Here is a 16,555-nt window from a genome sequence, read left to right on the forward strand (position 1 = left end):
TCTTTATGGAAGTTGAACGATTGTGGCCACACCTTGTCCCCCACCGATGCATAGTGTAGCAAGGCCGGTTTTTGCCTCACGACGCTTCATTTCATGCAGCAATGTGACGAGAATTCTTGCCCCACTTGCCCCAATTGGGTGTCCAAGGGCGATTGCACCACCATTGACATTCAATTTTTCTTTATCAAATTGAAGTTCGCGATCTACCGCAAGTGATTGAGCGGCAAATGCTTCATTTGCCTCAATCAAGTCTATATCCGCCAATTCCAATCCTGATTTTTCTAATACATTTTTCACAGCTTGCACAGGTCCAATACCCATAACAGCTGGATCCACGCCCGCATTAGCATTTGCTTTGATGATTGCCAAAGGCTCAACACCAAGTTCTTCTGCTTTCTTCTTTGACATGATGACGAATGCCGCTGCACCATCATTTATGCCGGATGCATTACCTGCTGTTACACTGCCATCCTTTTTGAATGCCGGACGTAATTTCGCAAGCTTCTCAACTGTAGTGCCGCCTTTCACATACTCGTCTGTATCAAAGACCATTGGATCGCCTTTACGTTGAGGTATTTCAACTGGAACAATTTCTTCTTTGAACTTTCCACTTTCAATTGCCACTATAGCTTTTTCCTGTGAAGCAGCCGAAAACGCATCTTGTTCTTCCCTCGTTAAAGAATAGCGTTCACATAAATTTTCCGCAGTAATGCCCATATGATAATCGTTGAAGGCACACCAGAGTCCGTCAGAAATCATACTGTCGATAACTTTTTGGTCACCCATTTTAAACCCATCCCGTGCATTTTGGAGTAAAAATGGGGCTTGGCTCATATTTTCCATTCCACCCGCAACTACAATATCCGCGTCACCCGCGATAATTGCCTGTCTTGCGAGATGCACGGCTTTCAATCCTGAACCGCATACTTTATTGATCGTCAATGCGGGCACAGTTTCCGGTAGACCAGCTTTAATAGCTGCTTGGCGTGCTGGATTTTGACCAAGGCCAGACTGTAGGACATTACCCATGATCACTTCATCAATATCTTCTGCTTTAACACCTGAACGCGAAAGAGCTTCCTTAATAACAATTCCGCCAAGCTCAGTAGCAGATACATTTTTCAAGGATCCCAAAAACGAACCAATTGCTGTGCGCACTGCACTGACGATTACGACTTCATTCGACAAAACGATTCCCCCTATCATTTGATGACGCTTTCAAATTCCCAAAAATGTCTTCATTCTGAATTGCCCTTTATTGCATCCCTTCAGTACAATAGAAGTAGGAGGGATGATATGTTCATTTTACCAAAGAACGTTACAATTATCGAGGTTGGACCGCGGGATGGTCTTCAAAATGAAAAGAAACATGTGGAAGAAACTGAGAAAATAGGATTCATCCACGCACTTCAAGAGTCTGGAATTACAGAAATGGAACTCACTTCATTCGTCTCGCCGAAATGGGTACCACAAATGGCGGATGCTAAAAATATTGTAGGTAAATCTAATAAAGTCGGTCGTCAGTTTGTCCTCGCACCAAATGAAAAAGGTGCTGAACTTGCTATGGAAGCCGGTGCAAAAAGTATCGCAGTCTTTGTGGGAGTTAGCAATACTTTCAATCAAAAAAATATTAACCGGACAACTGAGGAAAGCATGGATGCACTTGAACCAGTTATCGATCGGTTGAAAAACGAAGGTGTTTTCGTGAGGGCATGTATTTCGACCGCATTTTATTGTCCGTATGAAGGGAAGATTAATAAAGAGGATGTTATCAATTTATGCCGACGGTTCGTTTCAATGGGAGTAGATGAATTAAGTGTTGCGGACACAATTGGAATGGCTAACCCTGTCGAAAGCTACGAATTATTCAACCAGCTTAATGAGGAATTGAATGGTAAAGTTCTGTTAACCGCCCATTTTCATGATACGCGTAAAATGGCACTTGCCAATATTTTTGCAGCATTGCAAGCAGGCATTGACCGGTTCGATACTTCTGCCGGTGGCCTTGGTGGTTGCCCTTTCGCACCAGGCGCAACGGGGAATATCGCGACTGAAGACGTCGTGAACATGTTAGAAGCAATTGGCATAAAAACAGGAATCGACGTTGAAAAAGTATGTCAGGCTGTTGAAAAAATCGCTCCACATGTTTCACAACCGATTGAAACAGGTATGTACAGATTATACAAAAACCGCGATTTTTAGAGGAGTTGAATTAAATTGAAACGGCGCTTCCTTTATTTAACAGGTATTATAGGAAGCATTTATACCGCAATTCTCACAGTTTTAGGCTTTTATGCAACAAGTAGATTGATGTACATGAAATTGAAGGATACTGATGTAATCATTAAACGCGAAATCATTGCAAAGCGTTTTGACGAACAATGGTATGAAACTGTGCGAAAAGAAAACTTTTGGGTAAATTCTCCGAATGGATATCAGCTTCGAGCGGTTTTTTTGCAACCTTTGGATACAACAAGAACAATGATCATTTGCCATGGCGTAACGGAGAATAAGATTAACTCGGTAAAATATGCGAGATTATTCGAGCGGTTAGGATTCAATTCTGTTGTCTACGACCACCGACGCCATGGCGATTCCGGTGGAAAGACAACAAGTTTTGGCTTTTATGAGAAAGTCGATCTAAACGCTGTCGTTACGGAAGTTCGGAATCGTATCGGAAGCCGGGCACTCCTTGGAATCCACGGAGAGTCAATGGGTGCTGCGACAACGATTTTATATGGGGGCGATTTTGAAGGCGAAGCCGATTTTTATATTGTCGATTGCCCGTTCTCTGATTTATCCGAACAGGTTCTTCATATTTTGCGAACAAGCACACCCCTACGTTCATCGATGACACTGCGTGCTGCTAACCTCATCTTGAAATTCAGGGACGGCTACACTACAAATCTGATCTCACCTCGAGAAGCAATCACGAATATTTCACTTCCAATGCTTTTCATCCACAGCATAGAAGACGAGTTCATCTTGCCTGAAATGACAAAGGAACTGTTCGGATTGAAAAAGGATAAAAAGATGATGAAACTGTTCCCAAAAGGGGCTCACGCAAAATCATTCAACGAAAATCCTGAGGAATACGAAAAAGTCGTGATTCAGTTCTTACATGAGTTTGGATTTACTTCATAGAAATTGCAAAAGACCCTTTCTTTCAGGAGTTATTGAAAAAAGGGTTTTTTTGTGGTCTTTTTTAGCACGTCTTATGATATGGCTATCACTAAATCTGCAATGCTGACGGGTTTTACTTTGTCCATATAATATTTTTCTCCCTGCCAGTATCTTTCCGTATACTTTTTCAATCTCTCTTGGTAATTTCCGATATACGAATCGCGATTTAATACCCTTTCTTTTCGTATTTCGTGAGGGCAATCTATAAAGATAACAAAATCAAAAAAGCTCCTCCACTCCTCCCTTTGCAGGAAGATGCCTTCTATGATCACTATACTGTCCGGTATTATTTTGATGTGACTGGCAGAAAAAGAATCATTGAATTTATCATAGAACTGTAAAAGTGTATAATCATGTGAATGCAAAGGTTCAAGCAAGTTTGTTCTGATTCCAGAAAGATCCCATTGCATGTAATAATACTCATACCATTCGTCTTGCCCGGTTTGATAACGTTTGTTCTTTTCAACAATATGATTATCAAGATGTAATGTAAGTAATTTACAGTTTTTACGTTTTAACTCCTGCACAATCTTCGTGGAAAAGGTAGTTTTACCGGCCCCACCCATTCCATCTACCCCGACAATAAAAGGTCGTTCTTTAAAGGAACGATTAAGAAACATTGAATATAAAATTTCTGCCGTCTCTTTACTACACATTGTTTTCATTTCAACTTTTCACCTGTTTCGTCTATTTTGAAAGACCAACAATTTCTTTTATAACAGAACCAACTTCATCACTATCTTTAATTACGAATAAAAAATCCGCTTCCCCTTCTTCCGGGTCCACAACATCTTCCAATTGAGATTCTTTCTGCTGCCTCAACAGTACTTCCTTAAAAGTAGTGTAATTACCTCTAAATATGTTTGTACTACGTTGACTATTGGCAATTCGTTCAAAAAGAATTTCATCCGGAATATCGAAATGGACTAAGATGCGGACAAATTCATCTTTAGGATATATTTCTTCCAATAAGTACCTTCTTCCTTTTCGATTTGCATTACTTGCAATGATATGGAAATCAGTATGTTCCTTTGCGTAATCAACGATTAACTTTGAAATGGAATGCTTAAGCGTATTAGGAACTGATTTAGGTTGCAACTTTTTATAATGCAAATTAATAAATTCAGCGTGGTTGTCTTGGTCCATAACAAAGGAGTTGTCCAACGCTCTTTCCAAATCCCTTGCAAATGTACTTTTTCCACTGTGTGTCTTTCCAACAGTAATAATCGCTAACCTTTTCACATGACCACCCCATTGCTAAACAAGGGCACACTACCCCTGTTAATATATTCCTATGATAGCATGAAAGTAGAATCAATTTTTGAATAATTTAACGGAGTCAATATCTATACCTATCTACAAGGAATACTGAACCACAAAAAAGCAATCCCAAACGGAATTGCTTTCCAAGCCCATACTATAAATACAGGTTGCTCACACTTCAAACGCTGTAAAACTTCCTTCGTCATCAAAATCTTTAACTGTGATTAGCCTATCGCTGAACTGTTCCACAGTATTACTGTTGTTTCCTATGATCAGGGAAAGTACATTGAAGGCCTTCTCTCTTTTCACCTTATTGAATAATTTAAGGAATGTATCCGTTACTCGATCTTCTCCATCTGTGATAAAAACGATATCAGCTTGTTTAAAACGACTTTTACTTATTACACGCACTGCAGCATCCAGTGCATGTGCAAAATTAGTTCCTCCTCCTAAAAATGTCCGTGCAAGTCTAACCATTTGAGAAGTTGCTATTTTCCCTTTTCTGTATTCAAAGATTTGAGTAGTCGAAGAGAATAATACCAAGCAAAAATCTCTTTTTTGCTTCTTTGCAATTGACATTAGAGCTAATGCAAACCCTTTTGATTTGGTGTCAAGGCCGCTCATACTGTCGGATTGATCAAGACAAAGTACAATTGGACCCTTTTTCAAATCCTCACAACCAATAATTTCAAATTGCATCGTTTCGCTTTCCGCAAAGCGACGAAGGAAATCCATTTTCGTCAGCCGATGCGCAAAGAAGCTTAATTCAACTGGAAGCAAATTTTCAATGTCGTTTCCAATAGTCACTCCTTTTCTTTCTACAGATTGGTCTTGTTTTGTCTTTTGTTTTTTCTGTGCAATCTGTTTGAATCGACCGGCCCAATCAGCTATTTCTCTCATCTTTTTTGAAGATGCAAGTTTCTCTGCTAATATGATCTGATCGCGTAAAGGCACTTTCTTTAATGTTGTTTCAGCATTACCAGCACTTATGCCACATAACAATGATTTTAAGCCATCATTTACTTGCTTCGATTCTTTTCGGGCTTGCTCCATCGACTGAAGGAAACTATCGCTATTACTTTGAATCGTCTGCTGTAATTTGGCATTAAATTCACTCATTGCATCGGCAAGTTTTTTCTGGTGAACATCTTGAATTTGCTTTTTTTGTGGTTTTCTTAATAATAGTTGAACATGTCGCACTTGTTCTTGAAGATTTTTGTCCTCTTTTAGTTTCTGATTCAACCAATCATTTATCATTTCTCCGAATTTTATTGTACTGATGGCAGATGCTAAATCATTTAATCGTGTAAAATTCCTGAAATAAGTAAAGTATTCATCCGTCATAACGACTTTCATAAATGATTTATTTACCAAAAGAATGTCATCAATCTTATTAACGCTTATTTCCGGTTTCATCTTAAACTGGGAAGCCCATATATCACTCAGCAATGGTTCAAAAGTAGGTAATATAGCCTCATCTCTTAACTGTTGTAGCCTTTGTGACATTTCAAGAATCTCCTTGAAACGTCTTCTATCGAATGTATCCGTATTCAACACTGAACTGTTCTCTTCATAGATCCTTCTCACTCTGGCACGCCCTTCACATTCTGTAAAATATACCAGATGACTCCTCTATTTCATTTTTGACGTGTAACGCATCAAAAAACATCGGCTCTAATACTGAGTTAAGGATTTCTTGCTGAATCGATTTCACTTTAACAAGCATGGCATCAATTTCTACATCCCGACCCTGTTGACTCATTTTAAGCCTGTTCAAATCCCTCTCCAATGCCTTCATTTTTTGTGTCGCTTCCATTCCAGCTTCTACCGAATTATCATGCTTTATAGCATTGTACACATCACTCACTTCACTTTGTATTGAATCAAGCTTTTGAATAACATTATCTTGAGCATGTCTACGAACAATGAAAGACACTGTATCTTTTTGGTCAATTGTTTCCCAAACAACATTTTCAAGGATAACAATGTCCTCTACCCTCACGACATTTCTATTACGAATCAACGCTCGAGCCTTCAGAATGCTTAATGACTGTTTAAACCGTCGATCTGACGGTCGTATCCCCTCATCCCGCAACTCTTTTCTTATTTTTGAAATAGCCTTGAATACTTCATCCGGGATGATTACCGTATCTGATAAAGTTTGAAAATGTTTCAAGTTCTCCATTGTTATGGTTGGTATTTGCACATTTTGTCCAGCATTTTTCATCATAGAAATAAAATTCGAATCATCCACTATATATTCCACTTCAAAGCGTAGCAGAAAACGGTCGAATAACGCTTCAAGTCCTTCTCCTTCTTCCGGGTATTCATTTGAAGCACCTATTACTGATATCAAAGGGACATTAACGGGAGACCCGTCATTGTAAAAAAACCTTTCATTAATGATTGTCAGTAAACTATTTAAAATAGCGCTGTTTGCCTTGAAAATTTCATCTAAAAAAACTATATTTGCCTCAGGCATTTTTGCTTCCGTATTCCGCTTATATACACCCTGTTCCAGATCCTTCAACGATAAGGGGCCAAATAACTCCTCCGGTGTGCTAAACCTGGTTAGTAGCCATTGAAAATAGTGTGAGCCCTGTATTATTTTCGCGAATTCTATCGCTAATGCAGATTTTGCAGTACCTGAAGGGCCAACCATGAGTACATGTTGTCGAGATAATAAAGCAATCAGAATTGCTTCAACCTCGGCTTCGCGCTCATAAAATTTCGCATTTAACGCGTCCTTAATTTCTTTTAATTTCGAGAAGCTGTTCTCCATTAACCACTACTCCTTTAACTTACCGATGTGTTTCCATTAAGCTTTTCCATCTCTATCATCTGTTATTCTGCTGCTTATACCTGTTAATTCCCCTTCTCTGATTAATAATTGCTGCAGAGGGTACTATATCTTCATAAACATTAACGAGGTGATGTAATGAAACAGAATGAAATTGAAACATTAAGAGAGTTAATCAAAGACGTGGACATTGCAATGCTTACAACACAATCTGAAGAAGGGCTTATTTCCCGTCCGATGAAAACACAAGAAGTAGAATTTGATGGCGACTTATGGTTTTTTACAAAGAAAGAGACAGATAAGTATAAGGAAATATTACATGATAAAGATGTGAATGTGGCATACGCAGGTAAATCCTACGTTTCCGTCCGTGGACGAGCGGAAATCATTGATGATCTTAACAAGAAAAAAGAATTATGGAACAAAGCATATGAGAAATTCATGCAAACCACGTATGATGATTCTGACCTTGTCTTAATAAAGGTAAAAGCTGAAGCCGCTGAATATTGGGAAACCGGAAACTTCACAAAGAAAATCTCCTTTTTCTTTAAACGAATGACAGGGCAAAATGCCGAATCGACAAATATCAATGAAACGCTGAAGTTAAATGACTAAAAGCAAAATGGGTTGTCTGGTAATGAGACAACCCATTTTGCTTTTAGCATATACTGAGTAATGTTTGAGTGACCTCGAATTGACATGAAAAACAATAATAGAAGTGGGTGTCTTAATGCGTTTATGGCATGAGGATTTGATCTCAAAACTTCCAAGGCAACAATTGCTTGGACAACATCGGGAGTGCTGCGCTTTAAGAGGATTGGGGTGGAAAAAGAAACATGCTACAGTAGATTATGTATTCGAATATCCCCCGTTTAAACTATATCATTACCATATGAAAGTAATGAAAGAAATGAAACGAAGAGGCTATCAAAATGATCGAAAATGGGAAGATCCCGCATACCGAGGAAAAAACTGCCCCGCATACGATGAACTAATTGAGTGTCCAGATGATACACTTAAATACCCTGAACATGATGGAAATTACCTAACTGAATGTCTTGAAAACTTAGCCGGTAAAGGTATATATATTCCACAATGAATTTGTTAGATATACAATCAATAACGATGCAAGCGATAACGGATCACTCAAACGTCAGTATTTACTAAATTACAAAAAAAGTAAAAAAGACCTTTTATTCGTTTAGAAAAAGGTCTTTTTGTGTCGATTATTTTTTATCATTCATTTTGTTCATCTGATTCATCATCTGGTTAATCTTCTTTTGTGAAGGTTTTTGTCCCATTTGCATCAAAACGTTGAGATGATTGGATTTACACCAACCATACCAACTACTTTTTCTAGTGAGAAAAATATACCACTATCTATCAATTTGTCGAGTATATAATTGGGTACATTTAGTATGTGTTTAATCTTTCTCCCACTTTCAAGAACTTCGTCCATGTTAGAAGCAGAAAAAACGGGTCTGGTCGATTAGTTCAAGAAGCTTGTCAAGTCAGATTCCTTTGCCCCCTATATAGATGGGAGGGGTCAAAAAGGATACTCAAAATTGAATTTTTTTATAAATAGATATAAATACCTATTTTAAAGAAGTAACGATATTTAAAGTAAAAAAATCGGTTTCGGGAATATTTAATGGATAATTAAAAAAGCGGAAGAATGTCTTCGAACTTATTGGAGCGGAAGGCGGCGACTCCTGTGGAATTAGCGTCAGCCTGAAGCGGAAATCAACTGTTTTTCAGATTTTCTAATTAGTCTTCTACAACAAAAAAACCACCTCTACTGATTTATATTTCATCAGTAAAAGTGGTTTTCATTTCGTTTGATATACGTAAAGATCGCCTGTTATTTGTATGCCCTGGTTCAATGAACTAGCTGTCCCTAAGAAAAAACAGCGTAGGCGCCTTTCAAGTGGAAGAATTCCACAAAGCGGGGTATTATCATTATTTTTCTCCCAAAAGAGTTGAAATTGGATAAATTTCCCCTTTTTCAGGTAAGAATGTTTGATTTGGACCTTGCAACAATTCGGGTGTAAAACCATGTAACGGAATGGTCACTTTTGCTTGCATAGCATCTGCTAGCCATTTTATTTGTGCAGCAGCTGCATGACCAGATACGCCTAATACAACGAGCTCCATACCAAGTTTCTCAATCCACTCCAACAACTCAGCATACACGGGATCAAAGCTTCCTAGTGGCACGCCATTCGAGTGAACGTACGTGGCACCTTTTACAGGTAGGTCCAATAAAGTCATCATATGATGATAAGAAGATTGAAGCCACACTTGCGAAAACTCGCTATTCAATTCCGCTACTGTTATCGGCTGAATTGCGTGGATTTGGTTGCTGATTTTTGAATCGTATCGTTCATCCAGTAAATAACGTACATGTGGTGCTTCCAGTTTGTAGGCCTGCACCAAATAAGCTGTTTCAGGTTCGAAGACAATCGTTTTTCCTTTTTGCCTTGCAGCTTCGATCAATATTTCCAAACGCTTCAAGTTTCGATGATAAATATTGAAAACTAAAGGAGACTTAATTTCTAGTAAACCTGCTGTTAACTTGTCCGCTTCACTTTGAATGACAGGATTAATATCAAGAAATTCCTCTTGCACATTGGTCGTCTCAATAATTAATAGATCTGGAGATCCTGCAATCGTTGGTAAGTTTGCCGTATCTACATCGGCTTCATGTAAACGTACATCACCAGTGTAGACAATCGTTGTATCAGGTGTTGTAATCCGCATTGCGGAAGCACCTGGTGCATCGTGATTGACCGGGAAAAACTCGACTTGTATATGCTCAGAAACGAATAGTGCCTGATGAAATGGAACACTTTTTACTTGTTTCGCCACATCTACATTAGGCTCTTCACCAATTGTATGCAAATGTTCGTATAAGGTTTTGCTACCCTCACTCATGATTATTGGTACATCTGGGTGTACATATTGTAACAAGCCTATATGATCTAGATGTAAATGAGAAATTGCGATGGTCGCATTTTCATCAATCTCATCCGTTTTCAACACACCACTAATCAGGGGAATCACGCCGATTGCTTGTAACTCTGAAATTATATTTTGAGGGCGCGCTTGCACACCCTCTTTATTTTGAAAAACCATCCCAAAATCAGCTATAAATCTTTCCTCTTTGTACTTCACCTCAAAAATAGTCCCACCGATTGTTTTTAAGCCAGCATAAAATTGAATCGTAGTATCACTATTTTTAATTGCATTTTCTGTACTCATTTCGCTTTATCAAGTGCTTCTTGAGCTTTTGTACTCATTGATTTTAGTGTTTCCGCTGGCGTTGCGTTTTCATATAACATTTTATCTAATTCCACTTGCATTGCATTTTTCATTGCAAAGGAACCAGGTAAACGGACATCAATAAATCCATATGCATATTGTGCATTACCTGCTTTAAATGGCTCGTTCGCTTTAATGAATGAAATCCAATCTGAACTTTGTTGAGCAGATTCGCGAACTGGAAGGTAACCTGTTGTTTTTGCCCAATCAACTGTGTTCTCGGGAGTAATAAGGAATTTCATATACTCAAATGCAGCTGCTTGTTCTGCTTCAGTGCTATTGGAGAACATTGTAATATTTGTTCCTTGGAAAGGAGCAGCTTGTTTAACACCCTTTGGAAGTGGAGTTGTTGACCATGCCATATCTCCAGCATCTTTTGCTACAAATGCAATACCTGCACTTGAACCGATATACATAGCAACGTCACCTCTTGTGAAAGGACCAGACATGTAACCATCTTCACCAGCCATACGAGCAGAACCGTTTTTAAGCATTGTATCGATAAACGTTAACGCATGTAAACCAGCTTCTGAATTAAACAACACTTTTCCTTGCTGCTCATCAACGAATTCTCCCCCTGCTTGTTCAATCCACATACTAAGTTCAGTAGCCATTCCATTTTCAAAGCCCATTCCAATGACTTTTTTTCCATCAATTTCTTTTGTTAATGTTTTAGCAGCAGTGGCTAATTCATCCCATGTTGTAGGAGGTGTTAAGCCGTTATCCTCAAAATACTTTTTGTTGTAGAAAAGTACGCGTGATGATTTATTAAATGGTAATCCTAAAATTTTATCGCCAAATGTATTGTCGTCACGGAAAACTTTGCTAATATCTTCATAGCTCTGGTCTGCCGGGAATCCATTCTTTCCGTTAATCATCGGAGTTAAATCTACTACAAGATTGTGCTGATTATAATCTGTCATCCACTCAGCATAAGCTTGTGTAATTGTAGGTGATGTTTTAGCTTTCGCAGCAGCTAATAGCTTTTGTGACAAATCACCGTAGTTACCCTGGTTCACTAATTTAACTGTAACATTTTTATGTTCGGCAATGAATTTAGCTGTTGCTTCTTCTAACCATTTTTCATGTGTGTCACTCATGGCATGCCAAAATTCAACTTCTACCGGTTTGTTTGCCTCCGTTTTTACTGTATCTGTAGTTTTTGTTGAAGTATTATTTTTATTGTAGTTACAAGCAACTAGTAACACGCTCACCATCATTATAAATACTAATAAAGATAATTTTTTCATGTTTAATTCTCCCTTGTTTTTAATGGAAACATGTAGAATTTAGTATTAGCAATGATTAATACTTCGATATCCCTAAGCAACACCTCCTTTAATATTCGCTCCCTCAACCTTTAATCCCTGCTCCTGCAATTCCTTTGACGATATACTTTTGTAAGAAAATAAATAAAATTATCATCGGCAATATAATCATTGTAGATGCTGCCATAAGCAGCTCATACACAGTTCCTGCTTCTGTTGAAAAGCTTGTTAATCCGACAGGTAATGTTCTCATTTCTTTTGAATTTGTTACTACCAGAGGCCATAAAAATGCGTTCCAGGATCCAATTGCTTTTAATAAAATAATCGTAACTAACGCTGGTTTTGCAATCGGAATCATGATTGACCATAAAAATCTGAAATTTGTACACCCATCCACACGAGCCGCATAGTTTAATTCTTTAGGAATTTTCATGAAAAACTGTCGCAATAAAAAGATGGAAAAGATGCTGGCTGTCCAAGGGATGATTAGAGCCTCGTAACGATCAATCCAGCCTAAATTAGAAAGTAAAACAAAATTAGGTACAAGTAAAACCTCGCCAGGAACCATCATCGTTGCAACCAATAGGGCAAATAGTGCATCTTTTCCCCGAAAGTTTAATCGGCTAAATGCATAAGCAGCTAAAATAGTTGTAATGACTTCACCCAGGGTACTCAAGACCATGACAATGACTGAATTCACAAAGTATGTTGCAAAAGGTGCTTTATCAAATGCCTCTACATAGTTATTGAAACGAAACGTTTCTGGAATCCATATAGGTGGCATCATCATCACTTCGTTCCCACTTTTAAGCGATGTGGAAATCATCCAAACGAAAGGTAAGAGCATTAAAATGCTGCCGATCCCTAGCAGACCGTAAATAAATGTCTTCGAAAGTGGACTCGTTTTCATGTTCTTTCTCCCTTAATAAGTGATTTTTTTCTTACTGATGTAAAACTGCAGTAATGTAAAAATGAAGATAATGGCGAATAAAACATACGCAGCAGCTGAAGCAACTCCAAAGTCCCATTCTCCGTAAAATTTATTGAATACATAATACACAACGGTTAACGCGCTATTAGATGGACCTGCTTTCCCATCAAACAATGCATAAATTTCATCAAACACTTTAAATGAATTGATAATCGAAATGATGGATATGAAAAATGTCGTTGGTGCCAATTGAGGCAGTGTGACATGTATAAACCTACTCCAGCGCTTGGCTCCATCTATTCTTGCGGCATTGTAATAAGTGTCCCCAATCGTTTGTAAACCCGCTAAAAAAATGATGATGTTATAGCCTAATCCTTTCCAAATAGCCAGAATGATTAGGGAAGGCATAGCCCACTCTGTACTTGCAAGCCATTGAATAGGTTCAATACCGAAGAAACCTAAAAAGTAGTTCATAATTCCATAGTTGGAATGAAAAATCCAGCGCCATACGATAGACACCGCCACAACACTCGTAACGAATGGAATAAAATAAATGGTTCTAAAAAACTTATTGAGCGCGTTAATCGAGTTCAGCATTAGGGCTATCCATAATGAGATAATAATGGAAATGGGTACAACACCTAATACAAAGACAAACGTATTTTGCAGTGCTTTATGAAAGACTGTATCATTCCACAAATACACAAAGTTATCAAAACCATATCGATGAACGACATCAGTGAAAAAATCATAATCCGCATAAAAACTCATTAAGAACGACTTAATTATTGGATAAATGACAAATGTCCCGACAATGAGCAGTGCTGGGAATAGGTAAAGAGCCGCTTTAGTTGTATCATTGAGTTTCATCGTCCGATTACCCCTTTAAATAGATTCTTTCCCCAGTTTTTCGGAAAATTCGAATGTCAGCTTGATTCGCTTGAACATGTACTGCTTGTCCCGCTTCTACATGCTCCTCTTTTTGTAGGAAGAGCCGTGTTTTGTCATCTTCGGTGCCGACAACAGCAAGTGTATCTTTTCCGATTCGCTCTACATACTGTACTTTTTTGGAGATTCCAGTATTAGCAAGGTAGAGATTTTCAGGGCGAACAGCAATTTGTACTGGTTGATCAGCTGCTTCAACAGCAACGTCATACCCAAACGGAGTTTTTAGTACTCCGCTAACAATTTCCCCTTCAAAATAGTTCATCGGTGGAGAGCCGATGAAGCTTGCCACAAATTGATGATTAGGTTCATCGTACAGATTTTCAGGAACATCGAATTGCATGAGCTCTCCTTGATTCATCAACATAACATGATCTGAAATACTAAGTGCTTCTTCTTGGTCATGTGTAACAAAAACGGTTGTAATTTTAAGTGCTTGTTGAATTCTTCTAATTTCTTCCCGCATCGTTAACCGTAAGCGGGCATCTAAATTCGACAGAGGTTCATCTAATAATAAAATTTCCGGTTCTCTCACTAAGGCACGTGCGATCGCTACACGTTGCTGCTGTCCACCTGATAACATACTCGGTTTTCGATCCAATAAGTGGTCGATTTCCACAAGTTTAGCCATTTCAATCGCCTTTGCTTTTGCTTCTGTTTTTTTCACTTTATGCATCTTTAAAGGAAACATAATATTTTGTAATACAGTCATATGGGGATAGAGGGCATAGTTTTGAAATACCATCCCAATGCCGCGTTTCTCCGGTGTTAGTTTTGTGACGTCCTTGCCGTTAAACAAAATCGCTCCATCAGTTGGTTCATAAAGGCCGGCGAGCATATATAACGTCGTACTTTTCCCACAGCCGCTAGGTCCCAAAATAGAGACGAGCTCCCCTTTCGGAATCGTAATATTCAGTTGATTCACTGCAGTTGTATTTAAAAATTTCATAGAAATATTATTCAAAGAAATGGTCATCATAAATCTCCTTTAATAATTATTGTGTAGCACGTCAGTATTTCAATGAAAACCAATAGGGTTGAAGTTATGTAAAGATTCGATGAATACTTTGTAAAGAAAAAGGAAAGTTGATAAGCTCAACTCTCCTAAATGTGTAATCTCCCCCTTTTTATCGCCGCTACCAAATAACTTTCCAATTATGATTAACGGTTGCTTTAACAGTTTGTCTATCGAGAATATAAGTTGTGAGGATTTCCGTCATATCCATAGGTATATCTTTAATAACTGGTTTATCTTTAAACATTGTGAAATTCCCCCCGCCTCCAGCACGATAATTATTCATCACGACATGATACTTCCCATCCAAATGTATAGGGTCTCCTTTATAAGTTAAAGTAGTTACTCGTTTTCCAATAGGGTTACGAATATCCAAGATGTATTCAATTCCTTCCCACATATCGTAGTTATAATGTTGAGGTTTTGGATAGATAAACGCTGGATTTACTTCAAGAGCTCCTGTTTCATTCAACGTAAAATAACTGGCACTCTGTTCAAGTGCATCTCTAATATCTTGCCCATTTAAACAAAGAACTTTCAATGTATTAGGAAATATGTAATTCGAAATAATATCGCGCATAGTTACATTTGTTCTGAATCCTGGAGAGAGGTTGTTAAATAGGGAGGTGTTAGAAATATCCACACCAGCAACCTGCATTTGTACTTTGTTAATAAATTCAATTGCAGGATGCTCACAAGTTCGAACTGAAAGAGAATCAGTGATTAACATATCCCCCTCTATTTTTCCGATAGGTTGGTCGAGCCATTTTTGTGTTTGTGCTTCCAAATCTGAAGTAAGCTTTAGAATTTCCTGATCTGCCTCTAAATCATCAATTCGTAATAACTCAGAGGTTTTATTGATAATTTCATTTTGCGCATTTAAAGTAAGGGTTACTTTTCCCATCATTTTCCCATTATTAGACGGTTGAACAATTTCTACACCATTAATATTGCCTGTTAAAGAGCGGTGTTGATGTCCTGTTAATAAAACATCAATCCCTTCAACTTCGTGACATATAGCATAACCTTGATTTTCCCCTGTTAAATTTTCAGTTGGTTCGCCAGTTTCGAGATCCCGTTCAAAACCTCCGTGATAAGAAACAATAACTACGTCGGGACGTTCCTTATCTCTAATATATGCAACCCATTTCTTCGTCTCTTGAAGACAGTCCTTAAAATTGAGCCCAGCTATATTCTGTTCGCTTTCCCAATTTGGTATGTAATGGGTCGTAACACCTAAGATAGCTATCTTTACAGAATTTATCATTTTAATGATATAAGGGTTTCCGAAATAAGGATTACCTGTATTTGCAGCTATAATATTGGCAGATAACCAAGGAAAATTAGATTCATGTACAGCACAATCTAATACGTCTAGGCCGTAGTTAAATTCATGATTTCCAATGACAGCAGCCTCATAGGATAAGTGATTTAAGAGGCTGATCATCGGATTATTTTCATTTTTTAAAAACCGGACATAAAAATAGGTTAGAGGAGTACCTTGGATGAGATCTCCATTGTCAACTAAAATGAGTTGTTCATCTAAAGCACGTTCTTGTTTTATTTTTGTAGCAATCTTCCCGAGTCCGACGTCTGCTTTTTCGTTATTTCCATAGTTTAGAGGATAGATGCTCCCGTGAATATCGCTTGTTTGTAGTATGGTTATTTTTTTCATAAATAATTATCTCCAGTTTCTTTTAGGATTGGGAAAAAAATTGAAGCTAGAAAAACCTAATTCATCATAACAAATCCAAATTGGAATCTAACACAAAAAGATTACAGAAGATTACAGTGTTAGATACCAGAGTTCTAAATAATTATGTGAACTT

Annotated in this window: 15 protein-coding genes and 1 pseudogene; 4 read left to right on the top strand and 12 right to left on the bottom strand. The window is 37.9% G+C overall.

Annotated features, from left to right (window positions below; all coding sequences use genetic code 11):
* Positions 1–3: 3 nt before the first annotated feature.
* The gene (locus ACFPZG_RS09250; RefSeq protein ID WP_317940071.1) at positions 4–1,206 is read right to left on the bottom strand and encodes an acetyl-CoA C-acetyltransferase; all 1,203 of its coding nucleotides are present in this window, start codon (positions 1,204–1,206) and stop codon (positions 4–6) included.
* Positions 1,207–1,296: 90 nt separating this feature from the next.
* Here ACFPZG_RS09250 and ACFPZG_RS09255 point away from each other — a divergent pair, with 90 nt between their 5' ends.
* Positions 1,297–2,202 carry a hydroxymethylglutaryl-CoA lyase gene (locus ACFPZG_RS09255; protein ID WP_283731787.1) on the top strand — a complete coding sequence of 302 codons (906 nt, stop codon included), beginning with the start codon at positions 1,297–1,299 and terminating at the stop codon, positions 2,200–2,202.
* A 15-nt stretch (positions 2,203–2,217) separates the two neighbouring features.
* The gene (locus ACFPZG_RS09260; RefSeq protein ID WP_283731786.1) at positions 2,218–3,144 is read left to right on the top strand and encodes an alpha/beta hydrolase; all 927 of its coding nucleotides are present in this window, start codon (positions 2,218–2,220) and stop codon (positions 3,142–3,144) included.
* A 71-nt stretch (positions 3,145–3,215) separates the two neighbouring features.
* On the opposite strand, the gene ACFPZG_RS09265 is transcribed toward ACFPZG_RS09260, so the two are convergent.
* The 4 genes from ACFPZG_RS09265 to ACFPZG_RS09280 all read right to left on the bottom strand — a co-directional run bounded on the left by ACFPZG_RS09265 (position 3,216) and on the right by ACFPZG_RS09280 (position 7,228).
* Positions 3,216–3,803 (bottom strand): kinase, encoded by a 588-nt coding sequence (locus ACFPZG_RS09265; protein ID WP_381426833.1) that lies wholly within the window; start codon positions 3,801–3,803, stop codon positions 3,216–3,218.
* 67 nt (positions 3,804–3,870) lie between these two features.
* Positions 3,871–4,425: an AAA family ATPase gene (locus tag ACFPZG_RS09270; RefSeq protein ID WP_283731784.1), complete on the bottom strand. Its 555-nt coding sequence runs from the start codon at positions 4,423–4,425 to the stop codon at positions 3,871–3,873.
* A gap of 192 nt (positions 4,426–4,617) precedes the next feature.
* Positions 4,618–5,952 carry a vWA domain-containing protein gene (locus tag ACFPZG_RS09275; RefSeq protein ID WP_283731783.1) on the bottom strand — a complete coding sequence of 445 codons (1,335 nt, stop codon included), beginning with the start codon at positions 5,950–5,952 and terminating at the stop codon, positions 4,618–4,620.
* Positions 5,953–6,046: 94 nt separating this feature from the next.
* Positions 6,047–7,228: an AAA family ATPase gene (locus tag ACFPZG_RS09280; RefSeq protein WP_283731782.1), complete on the bottom strand. Its 1,182-nt coding sequence runs from the start codon at positions 7,226–7,228 to the stop codon at positions 6,047–6,049.
* A 156-nt stretch (positions 7,229–7,384) separates the two neighbouring features.
* Between ACFPZG_RS09280 and ACFPZG_RS09285 the strand changes: the two genes are divergently transcribed.
* Both ACFPZG_RS09285 and ACFPZG_RS09290 read left to right on the top strand, forming a co-directional pair.
* Positions 7,385–7,861, top strand: a complete 477-nt coding sequence (locus tag ACFPZG_RS09285; protein ID WP_283731781.1) for a pyridoxamine 5'-phosphate oxidase family protein — start codon at positions 7,385–7,387, stop codon at positions 7,859–7,861.
* Positions 7,862–7,976: 115 nt separating this feature from the next.
* A complete protein-coding gene (locus tag ACFPZG_RS09290; protein ID WP_283731780.1) occupies positions 7,977–8,345 on the top strand; it encodes a TIGR02328 family protein in 369 nt (122 codons plus the stop codon).
* Positions 8,346–8,472: 127 nt separating this feature from the next.
* Here the strand turns inward: ACFPZG_RS09290 and ACFPZG_RS09295 are convergent.
* The 7 genes and pseudogenes from ACFPZG_RS09295 to ACFPZG_RS09325 form a co-directional block, all read right to left on the bottom strand.
* Positions 8,473–8,559 (bottom strand): annotated as a pseudogene (locus ACFPZG_RS09295) (YneF family protein); the annotation flags it as partial.
* A gap of 646 nt (positions 8,560–9,205) precedes the next feature.
* Positions 9,206–10,507 carry an MBL fold metallo-hydrolase gene (locus tag ACFPZG_RS09300; RefSeq protein ID WP_283731779.1) on the bottom strand — a complete coding sequence of 434 codons (1,302 nt, stop codon included), beginning with the start codon at positions 10,505–10,507 and terminating at the stop codon, positions 9,206–9,208.
* Positions 10,504–11,817, bottom strand: a complete 1,314-nt coding sequence (locus ACFPZG_RS09305) for an ABC transporter substrate-binding protein (protein WP_317940072.1) — start codon at positions 11,815–11,817, stop codon at positions 10,504–10,506. Before ACFPZG_RS09305 ends, ACFPZG_RS09300 begins: the two co-directional genes overlap by 4 nt.
* Positions 11,818–11,920: 103 nt before the next feature.
* Positions 11,921–12,745, bottom strand: a complete 825-nt coding sequence (locus ACFPZG_RS09310) for a carbohydrate ABC transporter permease (protein WP_317940073.1) — start codon at positions 12,743–12,745, stop codon at positions 11,921–11,923.
* A 12-nt stretch (positions 12,746–12,757) separates the two neighbouring features.
* Complete coding sequence (locus ACFPZG_RS09315; RefSeq protein ID WP_283731774.1) at positions 12,758–13,636, bottom strand: carbohydrate ABC transporter permease; 879 nt, start codon at positions 13,634–13,636, stop codon at positions 12,758–12,760.
* Between the two features lie 7 nt (positions 13,637–13,643).
* On the bottom strand, positions 13,644–14,687 hold the full coding sequence (locus tag ACFPZG_RS09320; RefSeq protein ID WP_317940074.1) for an ABC transporter ATP-binding protein: 1,044 nt from the start codon (positions 14,685–14,687) through the stop codon (positions 13,644–13,646).
* Positions 14,688–14,847: 160 nt separating this feature from the next.
* Positions 14,848–16,401: a bifunctional metallophosphatase/5'-nucleotidase gene (locus tag ACFPZG_RS09325; RefSeq protein ID WP_317940075.1), complete on the bottom strand. Its 1,554-nt coding sequence runs from the start codon at positions 16,399–16,401 to the stop codon at positions 14,848–14,850.
* Positions 16,402–16,555: the final 154 nt, after the last annotated feature.

It is taken from the genome of Sporosarcina thermotolerans (assembly GCF_042658975.1).
Lineage (GTDB): Bacteria > Bacillota > Bacilli > Bacillales_A > Planococcaceae > Sporosarcina > Sporosarcina thermotolerans.